At 56.1% G+C, this 16999-nt stretch carries 12 protein-coding genes and 1 CRISPR repeat array (1 of these 13 cut by a window edge); of the genes, 11 read left to right on the forward strand and 1 reads right to left on the reverse strand.

Going from position 1 to position 16999, the window contains the following annotated elements; translation table 11 throughout:
* The first annotated feature begins 47 nt into the window (after nt 1-47).
* From RAK07_RS04420 to trpC, 3 genes are all read left to right on the forward strand, one after another.
* Entirely contained in the window at nt 48-1172 is a 1125-nt protein-coding gene (locus tag RAK07_RS04420; protein WP_305731631.1) for a response regulator, read from the forward strand.
* 67 nt (nt 1173-1239) lie between these two features.
* Complete coding sequence (gene trpD / locus RAK07_RS04425; RefSeq protein ID WP_305731632.1) at nt 1240-2289, forward strand: anthranilate phosphoribosyltransferase; 1050 nt, start codon at nt 1240-1242, stop codon at nt 2287-2289.
* A 10-nt stretch (nt 2290-2299) separates the two neighbouring features.
* The gene (trpC, locus tag RAK07_RS04430) at nt 2300-3103 is read left to right on the forward strand and encodes an indole-3-glycerol phosphate synthase TrpC (RefSeq protein WP_305731633.1); all 804 of its coding nucleotides are present in this window, start codon (nt 2300-2302) and stop codon (nt 3101-3103) included.
* A 464-nt stretch (nt 3104-3567) separates the two neighbouring features.
* Here the strand turns inward: trpC and RAK07_RS04435 are convergent, their stop codons facing one another.
* A complete protein-coding gene (locus tag RAK07_RS04435) occupies nt 3568-3798 on the reverse strand; it encodes an addiction module protein (protein ID WP_305731634.1) in 231 nt (76 codons plus the stop codon).
* A gap of 523 nt (nt 3799-4321) precedes the next feature.
* On the opposite strand from RAK07_RS04435, the gene cas3 reads away from it, so the two are divergent.
* From cas3 to cas2, 8 genes are all read left to right on the forward strand, one after another.
* Nucleotides 4322-6760, forward strand: coding sequence for a CRISPR-associated helicase Cas3' (cas3, locus tag RAK07_RS04440; protein WP_305731635.1), 2439 nt, complete (start codon nt 4322-4324; stop codon nt 6758-6760).
* An 11-nt stretch (nt 6761-6771) separates the two neighbouring features.
* Nucleotides 6772-7473: a type I-C CRISPR-associated protein Cas5c gene (gene cas5c, locus RAK07_RS04445; protein ID WP_305731636.1), complete on the forward strand. Its 702-nt coding sequence runs from the start codon at nt 6772-6774 to the stop codon at nt 7471-7473.
* Nucleotides 7460-9370: a type I-C CRISPR-associated protein Cas8c/Csd1 gene (cas8c, locus tag RAK07_RS04450; RefSeq protein ID WP_305731637.1), complete on the forward strand. Its 1911-nt coding sequence runs from the start codon at nt 7460-7462 to the stop codon at nt 9368-9370. The genes cas5c and cas8c overlap by 14 nt, the downstream gene beginning before the upstream one ends.
* A 29-nt stretch (nt 9371-9399) precedes the next feature.
* Entirely contained in the window at nt 9400-10281 is an 882-nt protein-coding gene (gene cas7c / locus RAK07_RS04455; RefSeq protein ID WP_305731638.1) for a type I-C CRISPR-associated protein Cas7/Csd2, read from the forward strand.
* Nucleotides 10282-10305: 24 nt separating this feature from the next.
* Nucleotides 10306-10542 carry a BRO-N domain-containing protein gene (locus RAK07_RS04460; RefSeq protein ID WP_305731639.1) on the forward strand — a complete coding sequence of 79 codons (237 nt, stop codon included), beginning with the start codon at nt 10306-10308 and terminating at the stop codon, nt 10540-10542.
* A gap of 24 nt (nt 10543-10566) precedes the next feature.
* Nucleotides 10567-11184: a CRISPR-associated protein Cas4 gene (cas4, locus tag RAK07_RS04465; protein WP_305731640.1), complete on the forward strand. Its 618-nt coding sequence runs from the start codon at nt 10567-10569 to the stop codon at nt 11182-11184.
* Nucleotides 11185-11364: 180 nt separating this feature from the next.
* Nucleotides 11365-12399 carry a type I-C CRISPR-associated endonuclease Cas1c gene (gene cas1c, locus RAK07_RS04470; RefSeq protein WP_305731641.1) on the forward strand — a complete coding sequence of 345 codons (1035 nt, stop codon included), beginning with the start codon at nt 11365-11367 and terminating at the stop codon, nt 12397-12399.
* 8 nt (nt 12400-12407) lie between these two features.
* A complete protein-coding gene (gene cas2 / locus RAK07_RS04475; RefSeq protein ID WP_305731642.1) occupies nt 12408-12701 on the forward strand; it encodes a CRISPR-associated endonuclease Cas2 in 294 nt (97 codons plus the stop codon).
* A gap of 169 nt (nt 12702-12870) precedes the next feature.
* Nucleotides 12871-16999: direct repeats of the CRISPR family, unit length 37 nt; unit sequence GAAGCGCCCGTCCCAAAGGGCGGGCGTGGATTGAAAC; it runs 5101 nt beyond the window's last position.

The raw sequence follows: 16999 nt of genomic DNA on the forward strand, positions 1-16999 counted from the left end.
ATCCTGAACTATCCGCATCACCGGTGCGACCGGGCGGGGAGGGACCGATGGGCAGCATCAATATTCTTCTTGCCGACGACAGTATCACCATCCGCAAAGTAGTCGGTATCATCTTCAGCGGTGGTGACTACTCCCTCACCATGGTCGAGAACGGGGCAGCGGCCATTGAAAAGGCCCGGGAAATCCGCCCCGACATTCTGCTGATTGATGTCCTGATGCCGGACCTGAGCGGGTACGAGGTCTGTGAGGCGATCCGCCGGGAACCGGCGCTGGCGGCCACGCCGATTCTGCTGATGACCGGTTCCTTCGAGCCGTTTGATGAAGAGCGGGCCCGCCAGTGCGGCGCCAGCGACCATATCGTCAAGCCGTTCGAGGCCCAGCAGCTGGTTGCCAAGGTACAGGAGCTGCACGAGCGAGCCGCGGAACTGAGCGTGGCAGCGCCGCCGGAACCCGCGGAACCGTCGTTTTTTGAACCCACCGCTGTTGCGCCTCCCGCCGAACCGCTGTTGGCGGCGAACGAGCCGTCACCCTTTGAATCCACGTTCCAGCAGCTACCCGTTGCTTCTCCCGACGATCCCTGGGGGGCCTTCACCCTGCAGCCGGACGAACCGGCCGCTGCCGAGCCGGTCGAAGTCCTCGCCTTTGAACCGCCCCCGGCGGAACCGGCAGCCGTTCCTGCGGAGCCGTCCCCCTTCGAACACAGCTCCTTCGGGGCCATGGAGCCCCCCGATGTGCTGGAGATGCTGCAGGACGACCTGACCCCGGCAGCGCAGTCGTCTGTCGCCGAGACGGGAATGGCCGGCTCCTGGATGCCCTCCGACGACCAGACCTTTGAATTCCAGGAAGAGGTTGCCGTCGCCCCGGCAGCCGCTCTGGGCAACCCGCTGGAGCTGGAAAAACAGCTGCCGGAGCAGGAACCTGCCTTCGACCCCACCGCCTTTGAACCGACCGCTCCCGGTGTACCGGTGGTGGAAACCGTGGCCGAAGTGCCTCCCCAGGCCGTAACCCCGGTGGTACCGGCCGCTGTCCCGGCCCTCACCGAAGAACAGTTGAAAGCCGCGCTGGCGGCTGCCTCGAAGGAAACCATCGAACGGATCGTCTGGGAAGTGGTGCCGGACCTGGCGGAAAGCCTGATCAGGGAAGCCATCAGAAAGATCACCGACGGCAAGTAGCACGTCAAGCCGATATGCGGGCGAACGGGGGTGGCGACATCCCCGTTTTCCTTTGGAGGAAACATACATGATCAGAAAAGCAATAGCCAAGGTAGTGGAGCACCATGACCTGACCGAAGGGGAGATGATCGAGGCCATGAACCAGATCATGTCCGGCGAATGCACCCCGGCCCAGATCGGCGCCTTCATCACCGCCCTGCGGATGAAGGGGGAGACCATCGACGAGATCACCGGCGCGGCCCGGGTGATGCGGGAGCGGGCCACCCCGATCCGGGTGGGCAAAGGGGTGCTGGATATCGACCGCGACGACATCAACATCGACCAGGAAACCATCCTGGACGTGGTGGGCACCGGCGGCGACGGCACCAACACCTTCAACATCTCCACCACCGTCTCCTTCGTGGTGGCCGCCTGCGGGGTCAAGGTGGCCAAGCACGGCAACCGCTCCGTCTCCTCCGCCTGCGGCAGCGCCGACGTGCTGGAAAAACTGGGAGTCAACCTGGACGTGACCCCGGAACAGGTGGAGCACTGCATCGCCGAGAACAACATCGGCTTTCTCTTTGCCCCGGCCCTGCACGGCGCCATGAAGCACGCCATCGGCCCCCGCCGCGAAATCGGCATCCGCACCATCTTCAACATCCTGGGACCGCTCACCAACCCGGCCCGGGCCGACCGTCAGGTCATGGGGGTCTACCGGGAGGACCTGGTGGAAAAACTGGCCGGCGTGCTGCACCGCCTGGGCTGCAAACACGGCTTCGTGGTCAACGGCCGGGACGGCATGGACGAAATCACCCTCACCGCCGAAAGTGCTGCCGCCGAAGTCACCCCGGACGGAGTGCGGCTTTTCACCATTGTGCCGGAAGAACTGGGCTTCACCCGCTGCACCATGGCGGACCTGAAGGGGGGGGATGCCGTTGCCAACGCCGTCATCGTCCGGTCCGTGCTGGCCGGTGAACAGGGCTCCCGCCGCGACGTGGTTCTGCTCAATGCCGCCTTTGCCCTGACAGCCGCCGGCGCCTGTGCCGACGTGCGGGAAGGGATCGCCAGGGCCGCGGCAAGCATCGACTCGGGCGCCGCCATGGAGCGGCTGGACAAGCTGGTTGCCCTCACCAACTGATAGGAACGCCATGAACAACGCCATACCGGACATACTCAAAACCATTGTCGAACAAAAACTGATCGAAGTTGAGGCTGGCAAACGGGACGCCTCCATCCAGGAACTGAAAGGACGCATCTCCGACCTTGAGGACACCCCCCGCGGCTTCGAGCGGCACCTGCGGGAGGCCGCGGCCTCCGACTGGACCGCCATCATTGCCGAGGTCAAGAAAGGCTCCCCCAGCAAAGGGGTGATCCGCGCCGGCTTTGATCCCCTGGAGATCGCCGAAACCTACCAGGACAACGGCGCCACCTGCCTCTCCGTGCTCACGGACGAGAAATTCTTCCTGGGGCACCTGCGCTACCTGGCTTTGATCCGCGAACAGGTGGGGCTGCCGCTTCTGCGCAAGGAGTTCATCATCGACCCCTGGCAGGTCTACGAAACCCGGGCCGCCGGGGCCGATGCCCTGTTGCTCATCGCCGCCATCCTGGAGCCGCAGCAGATCGTCGATCTGGCCGGCCTGGCCCGTGAACTGCACCTGGACGTGCTGCTGGAGGTCCACGACGAAGCGGAAATGGCAACCGCCTGCACCACCGACATCGGCCTCATCGGCGTCAACAACCGCAACCTGCGCACTTTTGTCACCGACCTCTCCACCACCGGCCGGCTGGCGAAGATGCTGCCGCCGGGCCGCTTGCTGGTGGCGGAAAGCGGCATCAACAACCGGGCAGATATTGAGCGACTCCAGGCCGACGGCGCGCGAGCCTTCCTGATCGGCGAATCCCTGGTGCGGGAAGAGGATATTGGTGCCAAACTGCAGGAGCTGCTGGGGTAGGGGAGCAAAACAGATACAATAATCAAGACCTGTCGACGATCACGTCGGCAGGTTTTTTAATGCCTGAAGCTTGGGAATGACGTATTCGGTCATACGGTCAGGGTAGGTGATTGAGGCGGATGTAAAGGCTCGTGTCACGTATGGATGGCTGCGCGGACATGGGTAGCGCTACATACTGGAGGTTCTTCCTCCATGAATCCGGTTTTCGCTTGAGATGCATGACAGACACAACAAGAATTGTGTCAGTGCGAAGTTGATAAATGATGCCTAGGGGAAACGGTTGGTTCTGCAACGGCGGGTTCGTGAGGAAAGCGACGTCCAGGCTGTGGGGTTACTGACTATGCGGTCAATGGTACGGGCCACTTCTGCGGCTAATTCAAACCCAAGCCCCTCGCTTTGCTTGTTATACCAGCTAATGGCATCGAATAACTCGATTTCAGCGGGATCAAGGAATATGACCCGTTTCATTTTGTCCATGCATTGATCTTTTCGAAAACGGCCGTTGCCGATGTTGCGCCTATTTCGCCGCGCTCATAGGCATCAATCCGGTCTTCAGCCTCCAGTGCCCACAACCGGTCGAGCTGTTCGCGGTTGCCGCTGTCAAAACTGGAGAAAAGCGCCTCAATCAGCTCGGCGCGGTCCACTGGCGGCAACGTCAGCGCATCGGCCAGGACTTGTCGCATAGTATGAGGCATGAGCAGGCTCCTTCACGATTGAGATGTCACAACAGTAGCACTTGTGCTGAGTCAAGTCAAAAATGTGCGATAACCGGCCTTTGGCGCGTCACGGTCTGAGCAGGAGACCGGTGTACTTTTCGGCATACTTTTTCCTTGCGCCGCTTCAGGGGATTTTTCAGGGACTCATTGGGCTCCGGCGGATTTTCCAAGATCCGGAAAGGCTCCAGGATGCGGTTGTGGAAAGCCTGACGGGCCGCTGTCCGCTTTAGGGAGAGGAACTGATTGCGTGTGAGAAAGGGGCGGAATGGGCGGTGAAAAAGATTGAAAGAATTTTTACATTTTGCGGGATGTGTCGCGTAAGCGGCTGGATTTGTTTGTGAAAAATCCTGTGTAAAGTTTCTTTCAATTTTTGGTGAAATGCGTGCAAGGGGTTGAAATTGCAGGGGAAAGCTGGTGTGTAAAGAATCTTTCAATGGGGGAGTCGAGGCAGTGTCTACTGCAGAAAAGCGATTTTCGTATATGAAGAAATGGAGTGATGTCAATGGAAAACCTCGCATTTATAGCTAGATACCGGCAGTCGGACGGCACGCCGCAACCGCTGAAAGAGCATCTTGAAGGTGTCGCTGATTTGGCGGAGCTCTTTGCCGGAAAGATCGGTATGCCAACCTTTGGCGCGTTGCTGGGGCTGTTGCATGATACCGGAAAGTATTCCAAAGCGTTTCAGGATTACATCAAATCAGCAGGAGGGATGTTGGAACCCGATGATGATGAGTATATCGAAGTCAGGAAAGCCAGAGGGAAGATTGATCATTCCAGCGCCGGATCGCAGTTTGTCTGGCGGGAAAGTGGAAAATCAACCTATCAACAGTTGGCGGCAAACATACTGGCGTTGTGTATTGCCTCGCATCATTCCGGTTTGATCGATTGCCTGTCGCCGGATGGCACGGATATTTTTAGCAAAAGGATGATCAAAGCCGACAACGAAACCCATTACAGCGATGCTGTTGCCGTCTTGGAGGATGAAATCAAGACGCAAATTAAGAAACTGCTGGAATCTCCTGCACTGGAAAAAGAGCTGAAAGCAATTGGCGAACGGATGAAGCAAATGGCAGTGTCCGTGACAACCGGGCAGTTTGCGCTTGGCTTTCTAACGAGATTTCTTTTCAGCGCACTTATCGACGCGGACCGCCTCAATTCGGCAGAGCGTACTACATCGGCCAAGCCGGATTGGAATCTGCTATGTGGCATACTTGAGGTGAATCTTGCCGGGTTCACGGTGCGAAACAAAATCGACACCATCAGGGCTGACATTTCCCAAGCCTGCCGAAAAAGTGCTGAACGGGAAAAAGGGCTCTACCAACTCACCGTGCCGACCGGCGGCGGTAAGACTCTGGCAAGCCTCCGCTTTGCTCTGTATCACGCCGCCAAATATGGCATGGATAGGATTATCTACGTTGTTCCATTTACCTCAATAATCGACCAAAACGCCCGTGTAGCTAGGTCAATTTTTGCCTTCCAGGAATTGACCGGTAAACCGGTGGTATTGGAACATCACTCAAACCTCACACCAGAACAGGACACCAGCGAAAGCAAGTTGCTGACTGAAAATTGGGATGCCCCAATCATCTACACTACTGCCGTGCAGTTCTTGGAAACTCTCTTTGCGGGCGGTACCCGTGGCGTGCGTCGTCTACACCAACTTGCAAATGCCGTCATCATCTTCGACGAAATTCAGACCATTCCCATACGCACGATTCACCTCTTCAACAATGCCATCAATTTTCTGGTCAACCAGTGCGGCTCTACGGCGGTGTTTTGCACTGCGACTCAGCCGCTGCTGGATCGCGTCGATCTATTGAAGGGGGCAGCCATACTTTCAGAAAACCCGGAAATGATGGGCACCGAGAACGTTGATGAACTATTCCTAAATCTCCATCGTGCCAGGATTGAAGACCGCTGCAAAGATGGCGGATGGACAGTCGATGACATAGCTGACGAAGCCATGAAGGAGCTTGCCGACAGTGGCAGCGTGCTGGTTATCGTCAACAAGAAATCCCAAGCCAAGGAGCTTTACACAAAGCTGAAAGCGCGAACTGATCAGGTGTATCACCTGAGCACCAGTATGTGCCCGGCCCATCGCATCAGGGTGCTCGACAAGATCAAAGCTTGCCTTGACCCTGATAAGCCGCAACCGGTTATCTGCGTCAGTACCCAGTTGATCGAAGCCGGGGTAGATGTGGACTTTGGTTCGGTCATTCGCTATCTGGCCGGGCTTGATTCCATCGCCCAGGCAGCCGGGCGCTGCAACCGGAACGGGCGGCGGGAGACTGGACGGGTATTGATTGTCAATCAGGCTGGAGAAAACCTGGATAGACTACCGGAAATGAAGGTTGCACAAGAGATCACTCGAAGAGTGTTGCGGGAATTCAGAGATGATCCAATGGCATTTGACGAGAATTTGCAAAGTCCACGGGTGATGGAGCGTTACTATTTCTATTACTTTTTTAATCGTTCTCACGAAATGGCTTTTCCGGTCTCAAGCCGGAACATCAGAGGCATGACGGGTACAAGCGACTTGCTGACCCTGCTTTCCACCAACAATGATGCTGTACAAATTTACATGAACACTCAACGTAACGCTCCGACAATACCGTTGCGACAGGCGTTCATGAGCGCTGCCGAAGCGTTTCGGGTTATCGATTCACCGACAGAAGGGGTGATTGTTCCCTATATGGAGGGCGAGCGGATAGTCGCCAAGCTCATGACTTGCCCGGAGGAAGACCGCGCCAGACTGTTGAAAGAGGCGCAACGCTATTCGGTAAATCTGTTTCCGCATGAAATGAAAAAACTCAAGGATACACGGGCGTTGACGGAGGTTTGGGCCGGTAGCGGAGTTTTCTATCTCGATGAACGCCATTACAGCGAGGAATTTGGCATAAGTTCGGACGCGGTGGCAGAAATGAAGGTACGAATCATATGAAGGAGGTGCGCATGAGGAGCCGGATCGATTTCAAGGTGACGGGACGTTTTGCCCTGTTCACCGATCCGCTGACCAAAATCGGCGGAGAGAAATGTTCGTATCACATTCCGACATTCGAGGCATTGAAGGGGATTGCCAAGTCAATCTACTGGAAGCCGACGTTTGTCTGGGTGATCGACAAAGTACGGGTCATGCGCCGTATCCGTACCCAGTCGAAAAGTATGAAGCCACTGGTATTCAGTGGCGGTAACTCGTTAGCGATCTATACCTATCTCGCCGACGTCGAGTACCAAGTGCAGGCCCATTTTGAATGGAACGTGCATCGCGAGGACATGACGGCGGATCGCGATGAGGGCAAGCACTGGCATGTGGCCAAGCGAATGCTGGAAAAAGGGGGCCGCCAGGACATTTTCCTCGGTACCCGAGAGTGCCAGGGATACGTTGAACCGTGCACCTTCGGCGAAGGTACAAGTGACTACGACGGCTACGGCGAACTCGAGTACGGGCTCATGTTTCACGGTTTCGATTACCCCGATGAAACCGGCGTCAACGAACTGTACAGTCGGTTTTGGCGGCCGGTGATGAAAGACGGTGTGGTGGAGTTTGCAACGCCGCAGTCGTGCACAGTACGTAAGTTTGTGCGGGAGATGATACCCAATCCGCCCCGTTCTGAGGGGCTGCGAGAGGAGGGCCTGCTGGATGAGCTGGATTGAGAAGCTGTATCAAACGTACGAGAATAATCTGGGTAGTATTGCCGATCCTAACGACACTATTCCGCTTCTGCCGTTGTTTCACACGACACAGAATGCGCAACTTCATGTCGTTTTGGATGGCGAAGGTAACCTTGCCGCCGCTGATGTGGTGGCGAAAGAGAATTCACAGACGATTATTCCTGCGACAGAGGCATCTGCTGGTAGAGCAGGGGCAAAAATAGCACCGCACGCACTGTGCGACACCTTGCAATACGTTGCCGGTGATTACCTCGATTATGGTGGAAATCCCAACAAGAAAAAAAATGAGTCTGGGTTTGAACCTTATATCAAGGCGCTTTCAGGTTGGGTTACCGGTGCAAATAACCGTAAGTTGGCGTCCGTGCTCACCTATCTGAAAAAAGGGACTCTGATTCAAGACCTTGTTAGGAAGAAGGTTCTATATGCAGACGGTAGCGGCAAGTTAGCGGCAAACTGGCAAGGTGAAGGAGAAGCCCCGCCGATTTTCAAGGTTATCAAGCAAGCAAACAAGAAAGGACAGTTTGAAGCATTTGTCCGATTCTCTGTTGAGATCCCCGGAGTCATGCCTACTGAGCTATGGAAGGATGATGAACTGAGGAATTCATGGGCTCAGTACTATCCAACGCTGCAGTCCGTAACTGGTATCTGCATGGTAACTGGCAATAATGGCAATATAGCCTGCAATCATCCGAAAAACATCAGATACCCCGGTGATGGAGCCAAGCTGATTTCGTCGAATGATACAGAGGGATATACCTATCTTGGAAGATTTACCTCCGATCTGGAAGCGTGCGGTATCGGCATTGAAGTAACTCAGAAAGCTCATAGTGCCTTGCGTTGGTTGATAAAACGTCAAGGAAAACAGGTTGATGAACAAGCCGTCGTCACATGGGCCGTTTCCGGGGCCGACATTCCTGATCCGCAGGCCGACACCTTATCATTTCTGTTTGGTAATAATCGCGAGGAGGCAACACCAAAAACCAGTTACACCGCGCAGGAAGTTGGCGACGCCCTCAGAAAGAAGATTGCCGGCTACTCGGCAACATTGAAGGGAACCGACAATGTTGTCGTCCTTGCACTTGATTCTGCCTCGCCGGGACGTATGGCAATCAGCTATTACCGCGAGTTGGCCGGATCAGAATTTCTGTCGCGGATCGAGGCGTGGCACACCACGTGTTGCTGGCAGCAGTATTTTGGCAAGGACAGAATCTTTTACGGTGCCCCGGCACCACGCGACATCTCCGAGGTGGCCTACGGCAGACGGATTGATGACAAGTTGCGCAAGGCAACTGTCGAGCGCTTGCTGCCATGCATCGTTGATGCGGCACCCGTCCCACGCGACCTCGTTGAATCATGCATAAGGCGGGCAAGTAACCGTAACGGTATTGAATATTGGGAATGGGAAAAGGCCCTTGGAATAGCGTGCGCTCTGTACAGAAAACAAAACGAAAAGGAGGAATACGGTATGGCGCTGGACGAAGAACGAAGCAACAGGGATTATCTGTATGGTCGTTTGTTGGCATTGGCTGAGCATTTGGAGCATTGGGCCATTCGTGCGGCGGGCGAAAACCGGCCTACCAATGCAGAAAGGATGATGCAGCGTTTTGCCGATCATCCCTACACCACATGGAGGACACTGGAGCACGCCTTGATGCCGTACAAAATCCGGCTTGGCGGCAAAGCCCATAAAGTTCTGACCCTCATTGACATCGTGCATAGCAAGTTCGACCCACCAGAGGAATATACCCGTGATGACCGGCTAAGCGGTGAGTATTTGCTTGGCTACCACTGTCAACGTGCTGCATTGCGGTCGGTCGTACAACCAGAAGGCGCTGACGACAACCCTGAAACAGCGGAAGAAAACGATACCACAGATTAACCCCAATCCAACACCAAAGGAGATTTGTCATGAGTCTTACCAAGAAAATTGATTTTGCCGTGGTCTTCAAAGTCGTCAACGCCAATCCTAATGGTGATCCTCTCAATGGTAATCGCCCCCGTACCATCTACGAGGGTAACGGCGAAGTTTCGGATGTCTGCATCAAGCGTAAGATTCGCAACAGATTGATGGAAGCGGGTAAGCCAATCTTTGTGCAGTCGGACGACAGCAAGAATGACAGCCATCCAAGCCTGAAATCCCGTGCCGATGCCGTGCTGAGTGGCATCAAGGCACCGGATGATATAGCGAAAAGAGCTTGTGAAACCTGGTTCGACGTTCGAACGTTCGGGCAGCTTTTCGCGTTCAAAGCTACCGGCAGCAAGAAAGGCAAGGCAAAGGAGGGTGAGGAGTCAGGTGACGATAAGGGCGTTTCCATCGGTATTCGCGGCCCGGTCAGCATACAGTCGGCATTCAGTAAGTCACCGGTCAGTCTTACGAGTACCCAGATTACCAAGAGCGTTAGCAGTGAAGGAGATGGCACCAAGCGTGGTTCCGATACTATGGGGATGAAGCACCGTGTGGATCGGGGCATTTATACATTCTACGGCAGTATGAACCCTCAACTGGCCGTCAAGACTGGGTTCAGCGACGATGACGCCGATGCCATCAAAGCTGTATTGCCGAAGTTGTTTGAAAACGATGCCTCATCAGCCCGTCCCGAAGGGAGTATGGAAGTGCTAAAAGTTGTCTGGTGGGAGCATACCGGTAGTAAGAACGGTCTGGCATCATCAGCCAAGGTGCATCGCAGCCTTACGGTTAATGACGACGGCGAAATATCCTTCGAGCCGGGTAAAGGGCCGAGTGATGCGGTAGAAAACTGGCCTAAGCCTGTTGTTATTGACGGACATTGATACATTAAACCACCGAGGCACGTTATGGACTCGAAACTGGTAGTATTTCAAAACAAGGAAATTCTCCGCACGCTGCATAACGGCGAGTGGTGGTTTTCGGTTGTGGATGTATGCCAAGCCCTGACCGGAAGTGTTGATGCCGGTGCATATTGGCGCAAGCTGAAACAGCGGCTCAACGAAGAAGGAAGTGAAGTCGTGACAAATTGTCACGGGTTGAACCTATCTGACGGAACCGGAGAAGAAAAAGCGCTTAAAAGGTAAAAAAGGCAACTCTGGTGAAACTGTATGACTCAAGACACATCCGACCCCATCCCCATCTCGGCCCTGGAGCATTATGCCTACTGCCCGCGCCAGTGCGCCCTTATCCACGTTGAGCAGGTGTGGAGTGAAAACCTCTACACCATGCGCGGTCGTGACGTGCATGAACGGGTGCATGATGAGTCGAGCCATGAAATCAGTGGCGTGCGTCAGGAACGTGGTTTGCCGCTCTGGTGCCGCAAGCTGAACCTGACCGGTAAGGGGGACCTTGTTGAGTTCAACGGCGATGTGCCCTATCCGGTGGAGTACAAATCGGGCCGCCGCAGGCGGGGCACGCCGGAGACTCTCCAACTTTGTGCCCAGGCGCTTTGTCTGGAGGAGATGTTCGGTGTGCCGGTGGAGCGGGGGGCCATCTTCTGGCATGCCTCTCGAGAACGCCGGGAGATTCTCTTCACAGATACCATGCGCGAGCAGGTGAAACGGGTGACGCACGAGGTGCGGGAGATGCTGGAGCAGCGCATCACCCCACCGCCGGTGAACGACCAGCGGTGCGAGCATTGTTCGCTGCGCGAGTCATGTCTTCCCGACGTGGTGGCCGATAAGCGCAGAAGCAGCAAAGCCGCACGGGAGTTGTTTGAAATTTGATGGGAGACCCATGGCATTTGGCGCAAAGAAAACAGAGCACTCCGGTCCCAAGAAGGGGCGCGGTGCGTATTGGGGAAGAAAGGCCGTCGCCAAGGATGAGTCGAACCGCCAACGAAGGGAAATGAGCAAGTTGATACTGTTGGAACAAGGTGACGAATGTAATGGCGAGGAGGGCACCCTATGAAACAACTTCTCAATACTTTGTATGTCATGACCCAGGGGGCTTACCTGTCGCTTGATCACGAAACCGTGCGGGTTGAGATAGGCGGAGAACTGAAGATGCAGATGCCGCTGCATCATTTAGGCTCCATTGTTACCATGGGCAACGTCATGATCAGCCCGTTTTTTTTAGCAAAGTGCGCCGACGATGGCCGGGCGGTGGTGATCCTGGACCGCAACGGTCGCTACAAGTGTCGCATGGTAGGTAAAACCGGCGGCAATGTGCTGCTGCGGCAGGCACAGTATCAAGCTGGACAGGATGCAGTGCAAACCACCACCCTTGCCGCTGCCATGACCGCCGGTAAGGTGAAGAATGCCCGCAACGTCCTGATGCGGAGCGCTCGTGAAACCAGCCAGGTTGTTGAGGAAAAACGTCTGCGTACGGCTGCCGATGTTCAGGCGGATGTTCTCTTTCGTCTGAAGAGCCCCCGTGACACCGACCATGTACGTGGGCTGGAAGGAGAGGCGGCGGCAGCCTATTTTGACGTCTTCTCTCTGATGATGAAACCGAGCGAGCGGGACTGCCTGCCCATGAACGGGCGTAATCGCCGCCCACCATTAGACCCGGTCAATGCCCTGATTTCTTTCCTTTATACGCTGCTGTTGAACGACTGCATCAGTGCTCTGGAGGGCGTGGGGCTTGATCCGCAGATGGGATTTCTGCATGTTCCTCGGCCCGGCAGGCCATCACTGGCGCTGGATTTGATGGAGGAGTTCCGCTCCTTCATGGCCGACCGGTTAGCTGTGACCCTGATCAATCGCAAACAGGTAACGATAGAACACTTCGAGCCCCGGCCCGGTGGGGCGGTGTATTTGAACGAAAAGGGACGTCGGGAAGTGGTGGCTGCCTATCAGAAGCGGAAGCAGGAGGAAGCGGCCCATCCGTTAGTGTCGGAAAAGAGCCCCATCGGCCTGTTGCCGTTTCTTCAGGCTCGCCTGCTGGCCCGTCACCTGCGAGGAGATCTGGAAACGTATGTACCGTATGTGCATCAGTAGGGGGCACCATGTGGGTCGTTGTCTGTTATGACGTCAATACCGAAACCAGAGAGGGGCGACGACGTCTGCGCCGGGTGGCCCAGATATGCAAAAATTACGGTCAACGGGTGCAGAAGTCGGTGTTTGAATGCCAAGTCGATGAGATGAAGTTTGAACAGCTCAGGAAAAAGCTGCTTAAAGAGATTAAGCTGGAGCTGGACAATCTGCGACTGTACCGTCTGACTGAACCGCGGGAGAAGCGGGTGGAACAGTACGGGGCGGTCAGAACGGTCTTTTTTGACGAGGAAACCTTGGTGGTATGATGCGCGAACCTGATGATGGGCCGAAAAGTGGCGGGTGTTCGCGAGATATGAATATCAAGCGGTTGGATCATATTGCACCCTTCTGTGTTGCTTCTCTCCTTGCGGAAAAAGTGGGTTCGCATCTGTGCGGACCAAACATGTTGGAAACTGGCCCCTTTTGAGGGAGCCGGAAGCGCCCGTCCCAAAGGGCGGGCGTGGATTGAAACAGGAAAGCTGCCGGAAGTCTGCGCCGATTGCGGGAAGCGCCCGTCCCAAAGGGCGGGCGTGGATTGAAACATGGAGGCCGCATGAACCATCAACCATCAATCCACGAAGCGCCCGTCCCAAAGGGCGGGCGTGGATTGAAACGATTACCACCAGCAGATGCTTGATTATCAGCGCCAGAAGCGCCCGTCCCAAAGGGCGGGCGTGGATTGAAACAAATCTTCACATGAATTATTTGCAAGATCATAAACGAAGCGCCCGTCCCAAAGGGCGGGCGTGGATTGAAACAGGATTAGTTTTGAAACAAAATCGGCTTTGCCGGAAGCGCCCGTCCCAAAGGGCGGGCGTGGATTGAAACAAAAGGGTCGTCAAGGTCAATTACTGCAAACGGGTGAAGCGCCCGTCCCAAAGGGCGGGCGTGGATTGAAACATCATATTAAAGAAAGTAAAATAAACTAATTGCCCGAAGCGCCCGTCCCAAAGGGCGGGCGTGGATTGAAACAGGTGAGTGGTGCGATTGTAGGCTCGCCCAAGAGGAAGCGCCCGTCCCAAAGGGCGGGCGTGGATTGAAACTGAGGTGGGGTAATGAATGAGTTGGCTTTATTCGGAAGCGCCCGTCCCAAAGGGCGGGCGTGGATTGAAACATGCTCTGGCTGGTGTTGAGGGTCCGCATCCGGTGAAGCGCCCGTCCCAAAGGGCGGGCGTGGATTGAAACAAGTTGTACGACTTGGCCCGGGAGGCTGCGCTGCGAAGCGCCCGTCCCAAAGGGCGGGCGTGGATTGAAACATGATCGAGGCGCCGGAAAGCAAGAGCGCCGACGGAAGCGCCCGTCCCAAAGGGCGGGCGTGGATTGAAACGTAAACGTCCGGTTTCCGGTGTCGGTCTACAAGGAGAAGCGCCCGTCCCAAAGGGCGGGCGTGGATTGAAACAGTTCCAAACAGTTGCACCATCACCAGCGGAGCCGAAGCGCCCGTCCCAAAGGGCGGGCGTGGATTGAAACATGTGTTGGAACCATTCCATTTCAGCCCCTCCAGGAAGCGCCCGTCCCAAAGGGCGGGCGTGGATTGAAACTTCCTATGCCATGGCAAATTTCGCCGCGTCAATCCGAAGCGCCCGTCCCAAAGGGCGGGCGTGGATTGAAACGAGCTTCAACTTCGCGACGAACGGGCAACCTCTGCGAAGCGCCCGTCCCAAAGGGCGGGCGTGGATTGAAACAAAGAGGACACCTTTTCCGTTGCGGCCTTTGCCGAGAAGCGCCCGTCCCAAAGGGCGGGCGTGGATTGAAACTTGTCGGTCTTACTGTTGCGGGCCATGTGACGAGCGAAGCGCCCGTCCCAAAGGGCGGGCGTGGATTGAAACCGAATGCGAACAGCTACGTATCCGCTGCTGATGCAAGAAGCGCCCGTCCCAAAGGGCGGGCGTGGATTGAAACAGGATCTACCCGAAACTTAGTATCAGCGTTGCAATGAAGCGCCCGTCCCAAAGGGCGGGCGTGGATTGAAACTAACTATGGACATCACCGTAACAATCAGCATCGACGAAGCGCCCGTCCCAAAGGGCGGGCGTGGATTGAAACCGCCATCTGCTTGGTGTCCAGCAGCCCGCCACGGCGAAGCGCCCGTCCCAAAGGGCGGGCGTGGATTGAAACATCACGGGCTTGAAGGGGTGAGGCCGTGATTTTTGGAAGCGCCCGTCCCAAAGGGCGGGCGTGGATTGAAACATGTTCTTCCAGTCAGTGAGACGGGCCTTCGTGGGAAGCGCCCGTCCCAAAGGGCGGGCGTGGATTGAAACCTCGGTACTTTGCTGATTGCATTCATCGCGCTGATGAAGCGCCCGTCCCAAAGGGCGGGCGTGGATTGAAACCTGCTCGGTGAGGTTGTGCTGGACGTCGAGTTCCGAAGCGCCCGTCCCAAAGGGCGGGCGTGGATTGAAACTTCGTGCAGGTCGTAGGGATTGTAGTCGACGCTGGCGAAGCGCCCGTCCCAAAGGGCGGGCGTGGATTGAAACATCTGCCAGTAGCAAACGACAACCAGAGGGAGAAAGAAGCGCCCGTCCCAAAGGGCGGGCGTGGATTGAAACGCGACCGGTTCAAGGTTTGTGCGGCCACAGTTCGAAGCGCCCGTCCCAAAGGGCGGGCGTGGATTGAAACTATGACTGGAAGGGCGGCAAGAAGTGGCTTGTTCGGAAGCGCCCGTCCCAAAGGGCGGGCGTGGATTGAAACTTTTACATACAGGCAATTTATCTTTAGCCTCATGGCGAAGCGCCCGTCCCAAAGGGCGGGCGTGGATTGAAACATCGTCAAGCCTTGTGCCTGAACAGTTCAGTATCGAAGCGCCCGTCCCAAAGGGCGGGCGTGGATTGAAACAAGATGGTCATATATCTGCTGTGCAAGCGGCATTTGAAGCGCCCGTCCCAAAGGGCGGGCGTGGATTGAAACATTACGATTAGCGATAATCAAATTATAAGATCAAGCGGGAAGCGCCCGTCCCAAAGGGCGGGCGTGGATTGAAACTCAAGGATCACACGGTAAAGCGGCTGGCCACCGCCGGAAGCGCCCGTCCCAAAGGGCGGGCGTGGATTGAAACTGCGAAATTGAGCCGTACCCGCAAGCTGTATTGAGAAGCGCCCGTCCCAAAGGGCGGGCGTGGATTGAAACCCAGTTGGTGAGTAGTTTCATTGCCACACCTCTTCTGAAGCGCCCGTCCCAAAGGGCGGGCGTGGATTGAAACCAGTGGAGCATTGAGGAGCCGGGTATGAGTGTTGCCGAAGCGCCCGTCCCAAAGGGCGGGCGTGGATTGAAACCTGTTTCCCGCTATATCTGCCCCCCTGGTTCTCTCGAAGCGCCCGTCCCAAAGGGCGGGCGTGGATTGAAACCATCTCCTTGCGCTCTAACCCGTCATTCAACACGGAGAAGCGCCCGTCCCAAAGGGCGGGCGTGGATTGAAACTGCTGGCCGATGACCTGCACGAATACCTGAACGCGAAGCGCCCGTCCCAAAGGGCGGGCGTGGATTGAAACAGTATATGAATACGGCTTGTTAAAATAGGCATGAGAAGCGCCCGTCCCAAAGGGCGGGCGTGGATTGAAACTGACTATTTGGCGTTCTCTCGGCCTCTGTTGGTTTGAAGCGCCCGTCCCAAAGGGCGGGCGTGGATTGAAACAACAGCTCATTGCAGGCATCACACCTGGGGATGTGAAGCGCCCGTCCCAAAGGGCGGGCGTGGATTGAAACTGAAAAGTGCTGCGAAAAAGCCAACAGCAGGCGGGAAGCGCCCGTCCCAAAGGGCGGGCGTGGATTGAAACATCTGTGAAACCCCAATGGGTGACGCAAGCCTGATGGAAGCGCCCGTCCCAAAGGGCGGGCGTGGATTGAAACGGCAGTGCCCCGCCTTCTTTGACCCATTTTGCCAGAAGCGCCCGTCCCAAAGGGCGGGCGTGGATTGAAACAACATCAAAAAGCTGTCCGCTTCTGATCCTGCCGGAAGCGCCCGTCCCAAAGGGCGGGCGTGGATTGAAACTGGCAGATTATCAAGGAGTTGCGCCGGTCATACGAAGCGCCCGTCCCAAAGGGCGGGCGTGGATTGAAACTGCTGGTAATAGTGCCTGTATAGCCCATGATGGTGGAAGCGCCCGTCCCAAAGGGCGGGCGTGGATTGAAACAACTGACGCCCCCCGGAAACCTTAAGGACTCAGGAAGCGCCCGTCCCAAAGGGCGGGCGTGGATTGAAACAATTAATGAACAAAGATGACCACAACCGACTTCACGAAGCGCCCGTCCCAAAGGGCGGGCGTGGATTGAAACAAATGCGGGAATTATCATTGTTTACTGGCGGCGGTGAAGCGCCCGTCCCAAAGGGCGGGCGTGGATTGAAACTGCAGATAGTAGAATCGTGCCGCCCGCTGGATGTCGAAGCGCCCGTCCCAAAGGGCGGGCGTGGATTGAAACTAAATCAGTCGGTTACCAATCCGTATGGCATCTGCATTGAAGCGCCCGTCCCAAAGGGCGGGCGTGGATTGAAACTTCGATGACATCTTTGTAGTCACGCATGGCTCGTCCGAAGCGCCCGTCCCAAAGGGCGGGCGTGGATTGAAAC

This window comes from Trichlorobacter ammonificans, from assembly GCF_933509905.1.
In the GTDB taxonomy this organism is placed as follows: Bacteria; Desulfobacterota; Desulfuromonadia; order Geobacterales; family Pseudopelobacteraceae; genus Trichlorobacter; species Trichlorobacter ammonificans.

Excerpts from the sequence above, each read along its gene's own strand:
- RAK07_RS04420 (WP_305731631.1), top strand. The coding sequence starts at position 48 with ATGGGCAGCATCAATATTCTTCTTGCCGACGACAGTATCACCATCCGC.
- trpD (WP_305731632.1), top strand. The coding sequence starts at position 1,240 with ATGATCAGAAAAGCAATAGCCAAGGTAGTGGAGCACCATGACCTGACC.
- trpC (WP_305731633.1), top strand. The coding sequence starts at position 2,300 with ATGAACAACGCCATACCGGACATACTCAAAACCATTGTCGAACAAAAA.
- RAK07_RS04435 (WP_305731634.1), bottom strand. The coding sequence starts at position 3,798 with ATGCCTCATACTATGCGACAAGTCCTGGCCGATGCGCTGACGTTGCCG.
- cas3 (WP_305731635.1), top strand. The coding sequence starts at position 4,322 with ATGGAAAACCTCGCATTTATAGCTAGATACCGGCAGTCGGACGGCACG.
- cas5c (WP_305731636.1), top strand. The coding sequence starts at position 6,772 with ATGAGGAGCCGGATCGATTTCAAGGTGACGGGACGTTTTGCCCTGTTC.
- cas8c (WP_305731637.1), top strand. The coding sequence starts at position 7,460 with ATGAGCTGGATTGAGAAGCTGTATCAAACGTACGAGAATAATCTGGGT.
- cas7c (WP_305731638.1), top strand. The coding sequence starts at position 9,400 with ATGAGTCTTACCAAGAAAATTGATTTTGCCGTGGTCTTCAAAGTCGTC.
- RAK07_RS04460 (WP_305731639.1), top strand. The coding sequence starts at position 10,306 with ATGGACTCGAAACTGGTAGTATTTCAAAACAAGGAAATTCTCCGCACG.
- cas4 (WP_305731640.1), top strand. The coding sequence starts at position 10,567 with ATGACTCAAGACACATCCGACCCCATCCCCATCTCGGCCCTGGAGCAT.
- cas1c (WP_305731641.1), top strand. The coding sequence starts at position 11,365 with ATGAAACAACTTCTCAATACTTTGTATGTCATGACCCAGGGGGCTTAC.
- cas2 (WP_305731642.1), top strand. The coding sequence starts at position 12,408 with ATGTGGGTCGTTGTCTGTTATGACGTCAATACCGAAACCAGAGAGGGG.